A 17,668-nucleotide genomic window follows, 5' to 3' on the forward strand; every position below is an offset into this window, starting at 1 on the left:
ATGGGTCACGACCCGATCGCCCTGTGGGTCTGCCCCGTGTCGAACCTGGCCGGGGTGGCCCGCCACATCCTCGACGTCGCCTCCGTGGGTGTCCCCGGATGGCGGCTCGTCGTCACGGCGCCCGAGGGGCCGCTGCTGGACAGGCTCCGTGAGCTGGGGACGCCGGTCGTCGTCCTGCCGGTCGAGGAGGGGACGAGGGCCGCCGTGGCATCGCTGCGCCACACCATCCGGGCGCTGCGCCCGAGGATCGTCCACTCGCATCTGGCCAGGGCGGACTTCCTGGCCACCATGGCCAGCGTCGGGACCGGCGTCACCCTGGTCTCGACGGAGCATCACATCCCGCCGGACAGGTTCATGTTCCACGCAACGCTGCCTTCGGCGATGGTCATGGAGACCGCCCACCATGTGCGTCTGCGTCGGTTCAGTCGGGTCATCGCGGTGAGCGCCTCGACCAAACGCGACATGCTCAAGTGGTGGCACACGGCCACTCCCATCACCGTCATCCTCAATGGAGTCGACCGTCCACCGGTGCCGCCCACACGGGAACCCGGTCTGCGCCTCCTCTCGCTCACCCGCCTGTCGCCGGAGAAGAGCGTCCGCACGACAGTCCGGGCATTCGCCCACATCGCCCACGACCATCCCGATGCAACCCTGACCATCGCCGGCACCGGCCCCGAGGACGCTCATCTCAGGCACCTCGTCACGTCACTGGGACTCGATGACCGCGTGGCCTTCCCGGGCTTCGTCGACCCCGTCGAGGCCATGGCCAACCACGACGTCATCCTGCAACCGTCGAAGTCGGACAACTGCTCGTACACGTTGCTCGACGCCGTGGCGGCCGGCATGGGCGTGGCGGCCAGTCCTGTCGGCGGCAACGTCGAAATCCTCCCGTCGCAGTGCATCGCCGACTTCGACGGCGCCGAGGCGCTGGCCCGGGTCGCCGTGAGTCAGGGACTCGACACATCGGTCCGGCCGCACCTCGCCTCAGCCGTCCCGACTGTGCCCCAGATGGCCCACGCCATCGCGAACGAGTACCGCAAGGTGCTCACGTGAGCCGGCCGTTCACCATCGCCTCCAACCAGGGCACGATGGGCGGGGGCGAGGTCATGCTCCTGGCCATCGCCGAAGCCGCCCGCGACCTCGGACGGGACGTCACCATCGTCGCACCACGGACACCGGGGGACGTCGCACAGGAAGCCCGACGCCGCGGGTTCCGTGTCGTCGAGATCCACGGCGACACAACCGCGTCCTATCTGCGCAACCTGCGCCGATGGGACGCCGCCGAGCGACAGGGCCTGCTGTGGTGCAACGGCCTGCGGCCCGCCTTCGCCACGAGCGGCCACCCGAACCGGGTCGTCCACCTGCATCAGGAGCCCGTCGGCAAGCTCAAGGCACTGGCGCGGGTGGCCAGGCGAGGGGCGCGGCGGGTCATCGTGCCATCTCAGTTCATGGCTGCCCGTGTTCCCGGCGCGACGGTCATGTGGAACTGGACCGACGAGGTTCCGCCACGGACGCGGAACCGGGATCTGGCTGCACCGTTGACCATCGGCTATCTCGGTCGTCTCTCCTCGGACAAGGGCGTGCCGGTGCTCTGTCGGGCCGTCTCCGAACTCGAGCGCCGTCACCCGGGGCGGTACCGACTCCTGCTGGCCGGCGAGTCGAGATTCGTCGCGCCGAGCGACGCCGAGCGTGTGGGACGGGCCGTCGCCGCGCTCGGTGTGCTGGTCGACTCTCCAGGGTGGATGAGTCGCGATGACTTCTTCAGCCGGACCGACATCGCCGTGTTTCCGTCCGTCTGGGGTGAGCCGTTCGGCCTTGTCGTCAACGAGGCACAGTCGACGCGCTGCCCCTTCGTCATCAGTGATGCCGGTGCCCTCCCGGAGGTTGCGGGACCTTACCTCTTCGTGGCGCGTCACGGCGACCCGATCGCCCTGGCCGACGCCATCGAGCGAGCCGCCGACGCCGACTGGGACATCCAGCTGGCCGCGTCCCGAGCCCGATGGGAACAGCACTTCTCCCCCGCGGCGGGTCGGGAACGGCTCGGCGAGGTTCTCGAGAGCTTGGAACCACCGCGCCAAGGCCGACCAGGGATTACCGTCGTCCACGACTACCTCACCCAGCGCGGCGGCGCTGAACGCGTCGCGCTGAGCCTGGCTCAGGTGTTTCCCGACGCCCCTGTCGTGACGAGCTTGTACGAACCCGACCTCACCTACCCCGAGTTCGCCGACCACGACATCCGCACGTCGGCGCTCAATCGCGTCGGCGCGCTGAGGCGCCACTTCCGGGCGGCGCTGCCGCTCTTCGGCTGGGCCTTCGACCACACGTCACTGCCTCTCGGAACGGATGTCGCCATCGTCTCGACGACAGGCTTCGCCCATGGCATCCCCACCCCGCCCGGCTGCCGCAAAATCGTCTACTGCCACTCCCCCGCCCGCTTCCTCTACCTCGTCGACGACTACCTCGGCGGCCCGTGGTGGTCGACACCCAAGGGCTGGCTGCTCAAGGGGCTGCTGCCGGCCCTCACCCGCTGGGACCAACGCGCGGCCGCCTCAGCGGACGTCTACCTCTGCAACTCCACGGTCGTCCAGCGACGCATCAAGGACGTCTACGGGATCGACGCGACGGTGGTCCATCCTCCGCACGCGCTCGACCCCGGCGGCGAGCAGGAGCCCGTCGTCGGCCTGACACCGGGGTTCTTCCTCACGGTGAGTCGACTCATGCCGTACAAGAACGTCGACGTCCTCCTCGACACCTTCCGGCGGCTTCCCGGCGAGCACTTGGTCGTCGTCGGCCGCGGCCCGCTCCGGGACACGCTCCATGCGGACGCCCCGACCAACGTCACCTTCCTCGAGGGCATCCCGGATGCTCAACTGCGATGGCTCTACGCCCACGCTGCCGCCGTCATCGCGCCGTCCAAGGAGGACTTCGGCCTCACGCCCGTCGAGGGATTCAGCTTCGGGACGCCGTGTCTGGCCCTGCGCGCGGGCGGATATCTCGACACCGTGGTCGACGGAGTGACGGGCCTGTACTTCGACGCCGCCACAGCGGCTGACGTACTCTCGACGGTGCACGCCTTCCGGACACGTCACTGGGACCGTCAAGCAGTGCTCGAGCACGCCGAGCATTTCTCGCCCCTCGCCTTCGCCCGATCGATCGAGCACTACGTCGAGCTCGTGACGACCCGATCCGAAGCTCAACCACGCAGAGAGGACCTGTGATGCCCACCGCATCCGTCATCATCCCCTCCCGAGGAGGGGCCGGACGCCTGCCGCGACTGCTCACGGCCCTGGCCGCGCAGACGACCGACGACTGGGAGGCCATCGTCGTCCTCGACGGCGACATCGACGACTCGGCCTCCGTCGTGGCCCGGTACGCGCACCTGCCGATACGCCCCATCGTCTTCCCCGAGAACCGCGGACGGGTGGCCGCACTCAATGCCGGCCACGAGGCAGCCACCGGCGACATCCTCATCCGGTGCGACGACGACCTCGAACCAGCTCCGGACTATGTCGCCAAGCACATCGCGAGCCATCGGGACCAGGTACAGGGCACCATCGGCCTGTGCCCCAATGTCTTTCCGAGGACTCGCTATGCCAACGTGTATGGGAAGGATGCGGACGCCCGCCACCAAGCTGCCGCCTATGCCGCTGACGCCGGCAACTCGTGGCGATACTGGGGCGGAAACGTGTCGGTGACCCGGGACACCTGGAATCGTGTCGGCCCCTACGACACCCGTTATCGTGCCTACGGCTGGGAGGACGTCGACTACGGATACCGCCTGTGCCAGGCAGGTGTTCCAGTCATCATCGACCCAGGCCTCGCTGCGCCCCACCACGGAGCGGCAACGAACACCCGACAACGCGTCACGAGGGCGTTCCTGTCCGGCCGCGCACGGCAGGAGTTCGAGAACATGCACGGACCTGGAAGCTCAGGGTTCCGGGACCCTGACCGAGGCGACCCTTGGAATGCGCTCGTCAGCGCCCTCGCTGAACGGATCACATACCCTCGTGCGATCACCCTCTCCACTCTCACCGACCGCGCGATCCACGGCCTCCCGGCGCCGATGGCACGCAAGACTGTGGCAGCTCTTGTCGAGGCCTCATCCGTCGCGGGTTTCCACAGCTCGGACGAGCCGTCCCGCGACGTCTGATCCATCCACTGAGGGAATTTCCACACATGAAGAGAAGCACCCCGGCAGCGACCGGTAACACGGTGAGACCCCGGTCGTATTCCGACATGCTTCATCGCCTCATGAGCCTCGTCCCATGGCGGATGAGGTATCGGCTCATCGCCATGACTGTCGCGTCGCTGGCCGCCGCTTTCCTCGACATGGCGGGCGTGCTCGCAATGATGCCCTTGATGCAGCTGCTCACGATCTCAACGGGTCTCCCGAGGACGGTAACCACCTACATCGTGCCTGTCGTCCACAGTACGGACCGAAAGCACCTTCTGCTCGTCATGACCTTGGCCATCTGCGGCCTCTTCATCCTCAAGGACATCGTCCTCGTCGCCATTCGATGGTGGAGCATCGGCCAAATGAGCCGAGCCGCTGCGGCAGCCCAGTCCGAGGTGCTGGCCAGGTACACTCACGCCTCATACGCCAGCCATCGGAAGAGATCACGAGCGACGATCACCCAAGTCGTCGCGAACACGACGCTTATCGCCGTGTCGACGCCACTGCTGTCCATCATCAACATCATCACTGACCTCAGTTCGTCGGTTCTCCTGCTCGCGACCCTCATCGCCGTCTCGCCCGTGGCGTCACTCATCGCCGTCGTCGTTTTCGGCGGGGCAGCCTTCCTCATGACCAAGCTCATCAAACCCCATGCGCTCAGGGCTGGCCTCAAGACGCTCGACAACAACACTGAGTCCTGGGCATATCTCAACCCTGCCATTGAGGGTTTCCGGGAGTCTCGGATCTTCGGCCGGGAGGATTCGTTCGTCGAAAGCTACCGGCGCAACAGAATGGCCAATACCTATCCCGAGAGGATTCAACAGGTTCTTGGTGAGCTACCGAGGTATCTCATGGAGATCGTCATGGTCGTCGGCATCCTTGTCATCTCGCTCATTCTCTTCAGCACCCAGGATGAATCGGTAGCCTTCGGGACCCTCGGCGTCTTCGCTGCGGCAGCCGCCCGGATCGGGCCGTCACTGAACCGTGTCGTCGCCGCCGTCAATGGCCTCCGGGTCAGCAGATCCGCAGTCGTGCAGCTCAATGAGGCTATGGATGACCTCGCTTCCGCCGAGTCCGCGACTCCAGACGAGTCAGATCCCATCGCTGTTGATCTCGACGGCGACATCCATGTCAACGACGTCGGATTCCATTATCCCGACAGCGTCGAGCCTGTTCTGTCGAAGGTGTCCGTCACCATCAAGCGGGGCACGACCATCGCCCTCGTCGGCTCATCGGGAGCTGGAAAGTCCACGTTCGCCGATCTGTTGTTGGGCCTCCAGCAACCGACGCAAGGTCAAATCATTGTCAACGGGTACGACATCCCCCAGCATCCTCGGGCATGGCGACGCAATGTGTCCGCGGTGTCCCAGTCGGTGTATCTGTGGAACACGTCGCTGCGCGACCTCATCACGTTCGGCGCGCCACCTGACCAGGTGGATCCGAAACGGCTTTCCGAGGCTATCGAGAGAGCTCAGCTCAAGGCTTTCATTGACGAGATGCCTGAGGGCCTTGACACCATCGTCGGAGATGGCGGGACCCGCTTGTCGGGTGGACAGGCACAGCGAGTCGGCATCGCTCGAGCGCTCTACGTCAATCCGAGGGTCCTCATCCTGGATGAGGCGACGAGTGCTCTCGACAACGAGACCGAGCACGAGATCACCCGGACCCTCGACGCACTTCACGGTCAATTGACGATGATCATCATCGCGCACCGGCTCTCGACGGTGAAGAATGCCGACGAGATCCTCTTCTTCTCACGGGGCAGGCTCGCTGGTCGCGGAACGATGGCGACCCTGCAGGCCGAGAATGCCGAGTTCGCTCGACTCGTCGAGTTGGGCAGCCTTGACCTGGATGGGGAGACGAGCAGTGCCTGAAGCCGATCCCGTGGAGCGACCGGACTCGCCACCCCAAAGCTTCGCAGACTTGGGGATCAAGCACGTCGTGTTCGTCGCTCCACGACTTCCGGAGATGAGCGGCGGGTCCACCGCAATCATCAACCTGTCGCGCATCCTCGCTCGCCATGGGTTGCAGGTGGAGCACATCTCCGTCAAGCCAGGAACGCAGCGCCCCGAGTTCCACACCCACGCTCTGCTACCGCACCCGCAATGGCACAACGGTCCCGTGTTCCGAGGGGCCGGACGACTCTGGCGGCGGCTCCCCCTCGTGCTGGCGAAGAGGATCGAGCTTGCTCGGGCCCGCGCATGGCTTCGCCGTCGCCTCGGGGCATGTGGTTCCGACACCGCCATCGTGTACACGCACGTCCTCGCCAAGCGATTTGCTGATGAAGCCGGCGTCGCCCACCGTCAGGGCAAAGCGCTGGTCATTGGTCAGCATCACTCGCAATTCGAAAGTATCGACTTCGAACCCGGGCTCGCCGACCTCATCATGACGCATTACCAGGATGTCGACGCTTTCACGGCGCTGACCACCGAGGATGCGGACGAGTTCCGAAGCCTTGTCAGGGCGCCGTGTCTGGCTGCCCCCAATCCCTACTCCGCGCCGGCGTCGCATCCCGCACCCAGATCAAACGTCATGGTCACCGTGTCTCGACTCAGCGCCGAGAAGCAGATTGATCTGGTGGTGCGCGCCTTCGCCGACGCAACACGCGGCGAGAACGAGCCCGGATGGACTCTGGAGATCTACGGCGATGGCGACGAGCACGATGCCATTGCGGCAGCCGTCCTCGACACCGGATGCAGTGATCGGGTCACACTGAGGGGACCGACGACCGACCCGAGCGCCGTCTTCGCACGCAGCCGCCTCAATATTCTGGCCTCCCGCTACGAAGGGTTCGGGATGACCATCCTCGAAGCGGCGTCCTGCGGGACGCCGACCATGGCGTTCAACTGTTCCCCCGGGGTCCGGTCGCTCATCACGTCACCGGACGAGGGTTTCCTCGTAGAGGACCGCACCGAGGCCGGTCTCAGTGCTGCCCTTCGCGCCGTGATGTCCAAGCCGGAGGAACTCGACCGCATCGGCGGCAACGCTCGCCGCACGATCCCGCCTCGATTCTCCCCCGAGAGAATCACCCAGGACTGGTTCAGGATTTTCTCCGCAGCACAAGCGGAAAAGCTCGCACGAGTCCGTCCTTAATCGACTCGATCCTGGGAAGCGGTGACCACTCGGCGACTGCTCGATCCACATCCGCCAGAATGGCATTGGGATCCCGTGGCTCCCGGCGCACGCCGAACGCCGAGTAGTAGTCATCGAACTTGTAGCGGCCACCGTCGACAGACTCCGACGGCTCCATCCACGCATTGGGTACACCGAGGGAATCGGCCACGATGAGGCCATGCAGGCTCGATGACATGACCAGACGGCAGGCGGCGATCCGTGAAACGACCGTCTCGACCGGGGCCAACGGGCTGATGACCTCGACCCCGTGGGCCTGGCGCAAGGTCATGACCCGTGCGCTGTCCAACTCCGTGAAATGAGGAATGAGGCCGACGACCGAGGAGCTGGTAGAACGGCTGACCCCCCCCCGAAGCGCTCGGTCGACCAAGAGCCCCGGGTCGCCGAGCGCGACGGGCCCACGGACCTGGCTGCTCAACCTCTCGTACGACAACATCCCGCGGACCGCTCGCACACGCACCGGCCCGCCGCGCCAATCCTGTCCGGGCCTGATGAAACCGGAACCCCAGATGAACGGACGCTCCTGTGCCAGATCCTCCACCCCTTCCAGCAAGGAACCGACGGCCACGAGATCGGCGGCGTTGATCCCCGAGTGCTTGATCGTCAGGCCGAAGAGCTGGGACACCAGGAGTGGGGAGAGCTGATCTCCGAAATTGGCGTTCGGTGCATCGGCGCCCGCATAGGCGAGGCGCACCCGAGCAAGGCGCCACATGACGTCCCTCGGAAGGTTCTTCCTCAGGGTGGCCTTGAGCACATCAGCTCCCTTCGGCAGCGCGGTCGAGAACATCTGTGAATCGTCGCTGAAATGCGTTCACATCATAGGTGCGGGAATGTTCGACGACTGCCTGCCGGAGGGCCGATGTCTCGTCATCGTCAAGCGCGGCGACACGGCGTGTCTCCGCCATGAGCTCCTCGACCGTCGACCATCTCCTCAATCCCGGGACCCCCAGGGTCACCTCGCGCGGGCCGGCCGTGTCGATGACGACCGGTATGCATCCAGCCGACATCGCCTCGACGGTCGTGATCCCGAAGTGTTCCTGAGTCTGAGGATCCTGATCGGCGGACTCGCCGAATCCTTGGGCGTGCCAGTAGATCGAGGCCTCGCTGTAGCGACGCCGAAGCTCTGCGAACGAAAGATTGGTATCGATGATTGCGGGCAACCCTGCGGCCCGGTCCCGCAGAGACTGCAGGACACCCGCGTTGCTCGGAGGACAAGCCCCGACGATCCGTAGAGCCCACCCCGCCTGGTGCAGGTCGGTCATTCGAGAGAACGTGTCGACAAGGACGTCCAACCGCTTGTTCGGGACCCCCGGAACGACCGGTTCGATCCTTCCGACCGCGAGGATCTCCTTGGATCGAGGGACCCCTGCCTCACTCATGGACTCACACGGCGGGGGCACGACGATCGATGGCAGGCCCCAACGTCGAAGAATGTGCTCGGACGTGAACTCGGAGTTGGCGCAGATGATGTCGTAGCTGCGAAGTATCGCGGTACGGTCGGCACGCGTCCCTCGGATGGCGCTGACGACGTCCATGTACAGGGTCCTCGCCCGACCAGCGTAGGCGACGTCGAGGCGGTGCGGGAAGTGACACACGTAGATGCCGTGGCGTCCCACTGGTGGCATCTCGCTTCGGAAAAGACAATTGACGAAGAGGTCCGGTCTGGAACGGTGCATGAGGTGCCGCCACCATCGTTCCACCACGAGATCGGCCACGGCCCGCGGCAGGATCCGCCGCATCCGCCGGGCCTCCGGCAGCCGGACGAGCTCGATCCCCTGCACGTCCATTCCGAAGTGCGATTCCAGCCATGCGCTACGCACCTCGCCGGTCGACGCCAAGTGGACCGACCATCCCGCGTCCCGCAGGTGGACGGCAACCGCCAGCGCATAGCGTTCGGCTCCTCCGCCGGCGGCCATCGTGGGCATGAAGACCACGGCCGAAGCCACGTTTCGTCGGTCGTCAGTCATCGGCGTCGACTCCTGCCAGCGACGGCGGCGACCCAGTAACGCTCGACCGGGGGCAGACGCTCCGGGTCCGTGAGGCGACCTTGTGGATCCATGATCTGGGTCTGGCTCTCGTAGGCGGCACATCGAGAGGCTTTCCATGGCCTGTCGCTTTCGACCGTGAACGCACGAAATGGCAGACGCCAGCGAGAACAGACGTGACGCACCGCCTCATCTGCCCGATGACTCCACAAGTACGGGAGATCCTCCATGAGGATGACCGTCAATCCTGGATGTCCAGTGGCTACTGAAAGACAGGTGTCCCGCACCGCAACGTGATCAGGATTGACGGCGAGCCCTTTCGCCTGCGCCTTTCGGCGTCGATGCTGATATGACTCGTGTTTGGCTCGACGAAGGATGTCAATCAACGCTGCGCCACCGTTCCATCTCAGGTCTGCCTGATGCTCCATGCGCGGCGCACCCTCTACGGCAAAATCCGAGGAAGCACACGCTTGCTGCATCCCGGACGAGAAACGAAGCCCGTCAAGGACCCGGCGTCCAGCCTTGGCCCGCTCGATCGCGACGTCGAGCACGGTCAATCTCACGCTAACGCCGGCGCAGGCTGGCAGGACGATGATCGGATCCTGTCCCTCATGACTGGAAATCCAGGCCTCCACGGCGTCCGACAAGGACGTCAGGTCGCCCCGCCGTCGTTGTGGCGTCGTGTGGGGACCCTCCAGACAATCCAGATGACGCACCCGAGCGACGTCAGCCAGGGCTTCGATGTCCTCACCCCGCCTGCGCACTGACAGCTCGTGCGAGTTCCGCGCCCCGCAACGACGCTCCCAGTCGGTCGTCTGAGGAGGCTGCGGCTCGCCTGCGAACACCGTCCAGACCTCCGGCCTCGTTCGCCGAATCACCTCCGATGCGCTGAAGACGGCATCGTCCAGATGCGGAGACAGCACAAGGATCGGGCGCCGCACGAAGGAATCCATGGGGTCCTCGGCCGTCAGTCCGACCCCCAGGCGAGGGGCGAGCGGCCTCCGCCGCGCGACGATGTCGACCCAGCCTGCACCCTGCCCGAGGCGCACAGCGGCTCGGGTCGTGAAACCACTGCGGGCCACTGCAGACGGCGTCACCATGGCCCTCACCCCGGCCACGGGTAGTCGGGCAAGATCGACCCACCATCGCGGGTGATTCAGGTGAGGTGAACTGTCCCACAGATCATGGCGCTCGCACAGTGCCATGTGCATCCGCCCCGAGTCGAACCCACGACGGAACAGCCCGGCCGACGTCGACCGACCACGCTCGGCCAACCGAATTCCCGGTACGATTGCGACTCGAAATCCGGATCGCACAGCGCGCACCGCGAAGTCATTGTCCTCAGCGCCGGGAAAGAAGGACTGGTCGAATCCCTGCAATGACAGAGCGACATCCCGACGCATGGCGCAGGCACCACCCATGAGTACCGGATAGTTCGGATCCACCGGCACTGGGCTTCGATCGCGCTTCGACTCATCCTCGCCCAGAATCTCCCACACGTGGTCAAGGCCCCGGGCAAACTCGGACTCGGCGACGAGACGGCTTCCACCGGTGGCCACGTCGACGTCATCCAGCGATTGATAGGCCGATGCCAGGAAGTGGGGTCCGACACAGTCGTCAGCATCACACATCGCGACGCGGTTCGCTCGAGCCTCACGCAACCCCACATTTCGGGCGTAGGACGTTCCCGGCTCAGCCATGGCTCGCACCAGTCTCAGCCCGCGAACCCGTCCCGACATCTTGTCGATGATCCTGTCCGGGGGGTCGCTCGACAGATTGTCGACGACAATGACCTCATGGTCTGGAGCCCCGATCTGACGGGACAACGCCTCAAGCTGGAGTTCAAGGGTGCGGTTTCCGTCATGACAGGGGATGACAACCGTCAGGTCAGGCACGAGAATCACCTCGGATCACGGCCGCAACTCGCTCAGCAGGCTCTGTCATGCCGAGATCGAGCTGCGGTGTCGGTTCCTCTCCCCATCGACTCAATCCGTAGCGGCGCCAGAAATCAAGTAGCCACGGGTGCGGGCGTGGATGGTGGACCCAGGCCGGAACACCGTGTTGTGCTGCCTCCAAGGTCCCGGTGGAGAAGATGGACACGACAGGTCGCCCGAGCTCGGCCAGGCCGGTCGCGCCGTCATTGAAGCGCACGCCTCTACGCCGCATGAGGACGTGCTGCGCCTTCGACAGCGCATCGCCCTCGTTCGGGTGCGGACGATACTCCGCACCTGTGCTCCGGCAGAACCCTTCATAGATCACCTGTTTCTCCCACCGAGGTATCTCTATCCCGTGAAGCTGACCAAGCATGACAGGGCGATCTGTCACCAAAGCTGACGGCTGGCGACTTGCATCCCACAGCATCTGGGATCCGCAGACCTCGTAGCTCACCGTCGCTCGGCCGGCCGTCTGGAACTGTCCATCATCCTCGCTCCACGAAAGGAACACGTCGCCATCGACCAGCGGCGGCGCCCAAGGGGTCAGGAGGCCATGCTGCACGACGATGTGCCGGAGATCCCGCTTCGCCACCCAGGGCCGCACGGCTCCCGCCAACGCGTTGTAGGCACCGAGCGTCACCACAGTGTCGACAGAGGCCGGGATTGCCTCTCCGACCTCCCAAGGCACATGATGGGCCACCGGTGAGATCCCTGGAGTGTCGGTGAACGGGGTGAGGATCGCTGTCGTGGACGCATCGAGATAGCGCAGTGGTGACACGAGGGCAGACCGACAGCTGGGCGTCAGCTTGTCGAGGATGACCAGCGCCTTTGGCTCACTCGACGGCAGCCACAGGTGCGCCGCGGGCGGCGCTTCGCGGCGCCTCGACAATGACCGGAACGTGTGAAGCGCGCGTCGCGCCCGTGCCCGGCGCTGTTGGTCCCGGCTCCAGGCCTCGAGATCAGTGGGAAACCTCAGCCCAGCGGTCGCCACGTCGTTCACCACAGCCTGTCGAGAACCGCGACACGGTGATCCATCGTGTGCTCGGCCAAGGTCCTCGCCAGCGCCGCAGCACGCATCTTCGCCATGCGCGTCCTGTCGACGACGACCCTGCGACACAAGTCGACGGCCTCGTCGGCACTGTGCTGCACCAGGACTTCAACGCCCGGCTCGTAGAACTCGTCGACATCATCCCGATCGACGATCTGCACCGCACCGACACCGCAGGACTCAAAAGTCCTCATCGTGAAGCCGCTCTGTTGACCGTGGATGTTGAGCGTGGCGAGGGACTCACGCATGATTCCGTAGGCATCCGCGCGCGTGACATCACGTCCCCCAGGCACGGGCGGGGTGGTCCAGCGCCAAGTCCGAATTTGGTCAACCGGATGGCTCGACCAGTCCCGTCCGTACGCTTTGACGGGTATTCCGTGAGAGAGAAGGTGCTCCAGAAGGGCCTGCCTGGCCGGATGGCGCGCGCCGACGAACGTCACTGCTCCATCTGGCCACCGTCCTGACGACGGGGTGTCCGCGTCGTATGCCAGAGGAACATGGGCCGCCCTCACCCCGTGCTGTGTCAACGCGACCGCATCGGCCGACGAGTAGGTGGCGATCGTCGCCACGGACGCCACGTGGTCGATATCACAGGTCATCGCCCGCAGCTCGTCGTACAACCAGACGACGCTTTGGCACCGTGCGGAATCGAGCGACTCCCAGTACGCATCGCCGAGCACGTCACCGCGCACGGTGAGGACTGCGTCCGGCTTGACCTGCCTGATCCTGTCGACAGCCCGTCGCGTCACGACCTCGGTCGACAGGTGGTGACCGTTTCCTACCAACTTCGCAGGCAGCTCGTATCGCGCCTTGTTCCACGCCTTTTCCCACTTGGAACCCGAGTCATAGGCGTGAACCACGACGTCATAACCTCGCCGGGAGAAACTCCGACCAATGGCTTCACCGTAACCGTGGAACTCCGGGGCGACAACAAGCAACCTTCGACTCACTGACCCGCCTCCTCATTGCGGTGACCGTCAATGGCTTTCGCCGGGATACCGGCCACCGTGGCCCCGGCGGGGACGTCCCTGGTGACCACGGCACCAGCCGCGACCGTCGCGCCATCGCCGATGGTCACCCCGCCCAGAACGACAACGTTCTGGCCCAGGAAGACATTGTCACCGATACAGATTGGCCCCGTCCCGTGCACGGTGTGCCGATCGCCTCGACCGTGGTCCGTCGTCGACACCATGACGTTGTCGGCGAGCACGCAACCAGATCCGATCGAGACAGGGTCGATCGAGTGGACATGACAGTTGTGGCCAACATAGCAACCCGCCCCGATGGCCACCCAGGAGCAACGATCCTCAGCTGCCAACCAGCACCCGTCCCGAATGAGGACATTGTCACCGACAAAAACCCTGTCGACACCGTGGAGAAGGCGCGGGTCCATGATGACAGTGCCACGTCCGATGTGCCCGAATGACGCCCGAAGTAGTGGCATCACCATTCGTGCTGCGTGGTACCGCGCCCCACCGACCCCTTCAACGAGCTTGCGAACCGCACGCATGGATTCACCACCCCTTCGAGACCGAGGCATCAGGGAAATGCGTGACACCGCCTCGCGAGATTGACGATATTGAATCTCCTTGCGGCGAACCCACCTCTCCAGCAGCGTTCAGCGGCACGGCAGCAGATTGCCACGACCACCGGTGAACCTCGGCGCTCGTCGCCGAAAGGGGCCCCCCAAGATGTTCCCGCAGCGCCGCACCCAGAACAAGGAAGGACGGCACGGTGAAAAACACCTCACCAAGCTTCCACGCACACACAAGGACGACCGCTATCGCACCCTCGAGACAGGTCGCATCCCATGAAACCGTCTTGGAATTGAAGACCCCCGCTCCAAGAATAATGAAAAGAATGAGAATGAACGCGAACAACGGCCATCCCCCTTCCACTCGCAACGCAGCATAGGAGTCATGGAACCAAATCGAACGATCGGTGTAGACATCGACCCAAGCAGTGTTCAGTCCAGATCCATACCATGGCGTCGTTGCAAGCTTCTCCCTAGTGGCAGCATCGATCATCGACCGGAACCAGTCAGTGCCAGTCCGGTCAGCGAATACGCCAATGCGCGCATAGTGGCCCTCGACATATGTCAGCATCCAGACCAGTCCACCGATACCAGCAGTCCGGACCCACAGATCAGTCCTGTTCCGAATGAGCACCCAGACGATCCCGACCGCGAAGGCCGACATGGAAGTCCGGGACCCCGTGAAATACACAGCAGCCCCGAAAACGAGAGCGGCTGATGTTCTCGTGAACACCGAACGGAAGAGCGAGAGTGCAGTCAATCCAGCAATTGAGTACCATAGTCCGGCAACATTCTTGTCTCCAACGACCCCCGTGAGAAATCCTTCGTAGTCCGCACTACGAAGAGCCGTAAAATTGAAGGGGATGTTGAGGAAGACGAGAGAAAACGAGAAGCCCGCGACAATTGACTTCCAATTAAACCGGCCCTCCGCCAGGATCATGGCGAACCAGAACAGCATGAACCACCTGAGCCCCCGCTGCATCCACGGCAGCCCGTGCCCGACCGACAGGCCAACGACATAGGCGAGCATGAGAAGGTAGGACGCGACGATCGCGAACTCTCCCCGAACCCGGACCTTGGGTCGAATGAGCAGGGACACAACGATGAGGAAGGCCAGCAACGGCGCCTCGAGCGGAAAACGACCAACTTCATGGCGATCAAAGAGCAGCACGATCCCCAGCAGGAACTCCGGGACCCTCGTCTCCTGGGCGATCTCCTGAGCTCGAGCGGCCGCCTTGTGCAGTCCGACTCCCATGCGGGACTCGGCATCCTCCTGGGGGGTCGCCTGCACAGCGTCCGTCATGATCATCGTGCTCGTCGTCGCGGGAGCGAGGATGACTTGTGCCGGGGTGCCTCGACGTCGTCGTACGGATCATGCTCCGGAGGCACCACGGTCGCCGCCTGGGCTTCGTTCGTGGGATCGCTGGACTCGTAGGTGTAGTACCCCTTCTTGTAGTAAGAGTGGTACCCGTAGGTGCTCGCGCCGTAGCCGTACATGACGTCACCCATGGCCTTGCGCGGCGCCTTCGTGAGCACCGACCCCAACAGGGTGGCCTTGACCTGCTCGAGTCGCGTGCAGCACACCGTGAGCTGTTCCCGATGGGTCTTGCCGACCACGCTCACCAGGAGGACGCCGTCGGCGTAGGCGCCGAGCAGACCGGCATCGGTCACCGCGAGAATCGGCGGCGCGTCGAGGATGACGAAGTACCCCTGTCCGGTGAGCTCCTTGATGAGGTCACCCATGCGTCGCGAACCGAGCAGCTCGCTGGGGTTCGGGGGGACCCGGCCGGCGGTGAGCAGGCGCAGGTGGGGCACATCCGTCTGGACCATGGCGTGGTCGATCGCCACGTCGCCAGCCAGGACCTGCGACAGACCGGCGCCGGAATCGATGCCGAAGGCCTTGTGCTGCATGGGGCGGCGCAGGTCGGCGTCGATGAGGACGACCTCCTCTCCCGACTGGGCCATGACGACGGCCAAGTAGGTGGCGATGGTCGACTTCCCGTCGCCGGGGTTGGCCGAGGTGACGACGACCGCTCGGGGCGGGTTGTCGACGTTGGCGAACCGCAGGTTGGTCCGCAGCTGCCGGAACGACTCGCCGGTGAGACCCGTCAACTCGAGGGTTCCGGACTCGCGCTGCTCGGCCAGGTTCTTGTCCTCGGGGATGATGGCCATGACGCCGGCCCCGGTGAGCTCCTCGACGTCCTTCTGGGAGCGGATCTTGACGTCCAGCTGACGGCGAATGATCGCGATGATCGCACCGACGACGAGACCGACGAGCAGGCCGAGAGGTCCGTAGGTGACCAGACTGTTGGTCCGTGGCGCGCTCGGCAGCCCGGCGGACTCGTACCCGAGCACGTGGATCGAGGTGAGCTTGGACAACTCGGCGTCCGACTTGGTCGTGTCCCCGCCGGTCTGGCCGTAGGTCTCCATCCGCAGGGCCTCCGAGATGAGCGCCTGCAGGCCGGCGTTGGCCAGATCCTGCGCGTTCTTCGCCGTACTGCCCGTGGCCTGGACGTTGATGAAGGAGGTGTCCTTGACCGCCTCCCCGGTCATCGTCCCGTTGGCCGCGGCAGGATTGCCCATCTTCTGAAGGTCGGCCTGGGTGCGCTTGGCGACGGCCTGGGTGCCGATGAGCGTCACATAGGCGGACGCTCGCTGTTGCGCCACCGAGTTGCCCGACAGGGCACCGCCGACCGAGGCGGAGTCACCCGCGACGACCATGCCAGTGGCCGTGGCCACGTAGGTCACCGGCCGGGTGAAGACGTACACCATGGCCGCAGCCGCCCCGACGAGCGCGCATACCAGGAGAATGACGAAATTTCGTCGCAGGATTCGAACGAGATCGACGACTGTCACGCGAAAGTTCTCCTCAAGGTCCCGTTGGGTGACGGCACGGATGCCTCAACGCAGTGTACGGCAGCTACACCACGCGGAACGAACCGTCACGACCACGAGTCCCCCTCGGACTCCACGAGTCGGAGGAGATAGTCCCCGTACCCCGACTTGCGGAACCCCTGCGCCCTGTCGACGAGCTCCTCGTCGGACAGGAAGCCCCGCCGCCACGCCGCCTCCTCCGGGCACCCCACCTGCAGGCCCTGCCTGGCCTGGATGACGCGCACGAAGTTGCCGGCGTCGTTGAGGGAGTCGAAGGTTCCGGTGTCGAGCCATGCCGTGCCACGCGGGAGCTTCTCGACCTGCAGTTCGTGCCGGTCCAGGTAGACCCGGTTGATGTCGGTGATCTCGTACTCCCCCCGCGCCGAGGGCTCTAGCGACCGCGCGATGTCGACGACCTGCTCGTCGTAGAAGTACAGCCCGGGCACCGCCCAGTGCGACCGGGGATGCTCCGGCTTCTCCTCGATGGAGAGCGCGTACCCATCATCGTCGATCTCGACGACGCCATAGGCGCGGGGGTCGGCGACCTGGTACCCGAAGACAAGTGCTCCGTCGAGATCGGTGGCCCGCGCCAGCAGACGTCGCCCCAGCCCCGGGCCGGAGAAGATGTTGTCACCGAGGATGAGGCAGGACGGCTCCCCACCGACGAAGTCGGCGCCGATGGTGAAGGCCTGGGCGAGCCCCTTGGGCTCGGGCTGCACGGCGAAGGAGATCGACACCCCGAACTGGGATCCGTCACCGAGCAGATGATGGAAGGCGGCGGCCTCGTGCGGGGTCGTGATGACGAGGATGTCGCGGATACCGGCGAAGATGAGAGTCGTCAGCGGGTAATAGATCATTGGTTTGTCGTAGACCGGCATGAGCTGTTTGCTCGTGCCGAGAGTGATGGGATGCAGCCGCGAGCCCGTTCCGCCGGCGAGAATGATTCCGCGCATGCCGCGATTGTCTCAGATTCCCGGCACTGCGCCG

Annotated in this window: 13 protein-coding genes and 2 pseudogenes; 5 read left to right on the forward strand and 10 right to left on the reverse strand. The window is 64.9% G+C overall.

Going from position 1 to position 17,668, the window contains the following annotated elements:
• The 5 genes from E0E30_RS11600 to E0E30_RS11620 all read left to right on the forward strand — a co-directional run bounded on the left by E0E30_RS11600 (position 1) and on the right by E0E30_RS11620 (position 7,267).
• On the forward strand, positions 1–1,053 hold the full coding sequence (locus E0E30_RS11600; RefSeq protein WP_130866405.1) for a glycosyltransferase: 1,053 nt from the start codon (positions 1–3) through the stop codon (positions 1,051–1,053).
• A complete protein-coding gene (locus E0E30_RS11605; RefSeq protein ID WP_245306597.1) occupies positions 1,050–3,218 on the forward strand; it encodes a glycosyltransferase family 4 protein in 2,169 nt (722 codons plus the stop codon). The genes E0E30_RS11600 and E0E30_RS11605 overlap by 4 nt, the downstream gene beginning before the upstream one ends.
• Positions 3,218–4,150: a glycosyltransferase family 2 protein gene (locus E0E30_RS11610; RefSeq protein ID WP_130866406.1), complete on the forward strand. Its 933-nt coding sequence runs from the start codon at positions 3,218–3,220 to the stop codon at positions 4,148–4,150. The genes E0E30_RS11605 and E0E30_RS11610 overlap by 1 nt, the downstream gene beginning before the upstream one ends.
• 101 nt (positions 4,151–4,251) lie before the next feature.
• Entirely contained in the window at positions 4,252–6,048 is a 1,797-nt protein-coding gene (locus tag E0E30_RS11615) for an ABC transporter ATP-binding protein (RefSeq protein ID WP_210115824.1), read from the forward strand.
• 49 nt (positions 6,049–6,097) lie between these two features.
• Positions 6,098–7,267, forward strand: coding sequence for a glycosyltransferase (locus E0E30_RS11620; RefSeq protein WP_167853942.1), 1,170 nt, complete (start codon positions 6,098–6,100; stop codon positions 7,265–7,267).
• On the opposite strand, the gene E0E30_RS11625 is transcribed toward E0E30_RS11620, so the two are convergent.
• The 10 genes and pseudogenes from E0E30_RS11625 to rfbA all read right to left on the reverse strand — a co-directional run bounded on the left by E0E30_RS11625 (position 7,215) and on the right by rfbA (position 17,634).
• Positions 7,215–8,093: a polysaccharide pyruvyl transferase family protein gene (locus tag E0E30_RS11625; protein WP_130866409.1), complete on the reverse strand. Its 879-nt coding sequence runs from the start codon at positions 8,091–8,093 to the stop codon at positions 7,215–7,217. The genes E0E30_RS11620 and E0E30_RS11625 overlap by 53 nt on opposite strands.
• Positions 8,062–9,273, reverse strand: a complete 1,212-nt coding sequence (locus tag E0E30_RS11630; protein ID WP_167853943.1) for a glycosyltransferase family 4 protein — start codon at positions 9,271–9,273, stop codon at positions 8,062–8,064. Before E0E30_RS11630 ends, E0E30_RS11625 begins: the two co-directional genes overlap by 32 nt.
• Positions 9,270–11,186 carry a glycosyltransferase gene (locus E0E30_RS11635; RefSeq protein ID WP_167853944.1) on the reverse strand — a complete coding sequence of 639 codons (1,917 nt, stop codon included), beginning with the start codon at positions 11,184–11,186 and terminating at the stop codon, positions 9,270–9,272. Before E0E30_RS11635 ends, E0E30_RS11630 begins: the two co-directional genes overlap by 4 nt.
• Positions 11,179–12,225 carry a prephenate dehydrogenase gene (locus E0E30_RS11640; protein WP_130866412.1) on the reverse strand — a complete coding sequence of 349 codons (1,047 nt, stop codon included), beginning with the start codon at positions 12,223–12,225 and terminating at the stop codon, positions 11,179–11,181. The genes E0E30_RS11635 and E0E30_RS11640 overlap by 8 nt, the downstream gene beginning before the upstream one ends.
• Complete coding sequence (locus E0E30_RS11645) at positions 12,222–13,223, reverse strand: glycosyltransferase family protein (protein ID WP_130866413.1); 1,002 nt, start codon at positions 13,221–13,223, stop codon at positions 12,222–12,224. The genes E0E30_RS11640 and E0E30_RS11645 overlap by 4 nt, the downstream gene beginning before the upstream one ends.
• 29 nt (positions 13,224–13,252) lie before the next feature.
• Positions 13,253–13,465, reverse strand: a pseudogene (locus E0E30_RS13960) (DapH/DapD/GlmU-related protein); the annotation flags it as partial.
• A 6-nt stretch (positions 13,466–13,471) separates the two neighbouring features.
• Positions 13,472–13,813: pseudogene (locus tag E0E30_RS13965) on the reverse strand (hypothetical protein); the annotation flags it as partial.
• Positions 13,788–15,116, reverse strand: a complete 1,329-nt coding sequence (locus E0E30_RS11655) for a zinc ABC transporter permease (RefSeq protein ID WP_130866414.1) — start codon at positions 15,114–15,116, stop codon at positions 13,788–13,790. The pseudogene E0E30_RS13965 and the gene E0E30_RS11655, both read right to left, overlap by 26 nt.
• The gene (locus tag E0E30_RS11660; RefSeq protein ID WP_130866415.1) at positions 15,113–16,663 is read right to left on the reverse strand and encodes a tyrosine-protein kinase domain-containing protein; all 1,551 of its coding nucleotides are present in this window, start codon (positions 16,661–16,663) and stop codon (positions 15,113–15,115) included. The genes E0E30_RS11655 and E0E30_RS11660 overlap by 4 nt, the downstream gene beginning before the upstream one ends.
• An 86-nt stretch (positions 16,664–16,749) precedes the next feature.
• Positions 16,750–17,634, reverse strand: a complete 885-nt coding sequence (rfbA, locus tag E0E30_RS11665; RefSeq protein WP_130866416.1) for a glucose-1-phosphate thymidylyltransferase RfbA — start codon at positions 17,632–17,634, stop codon at positions 16,750–16,752.
• Positions 17,635–17,668 lie beyond the last annotated feature (34 nt).

Source organism: Acidipropionibacterium timonense, assembly GCF_900605005.1.
GTDB lineage: Bacteria > Actinomycetota > Actinomycetes > Propionibacteriales > Propionibacteriaceae > Cutibacterium > Cutibacterium timonense.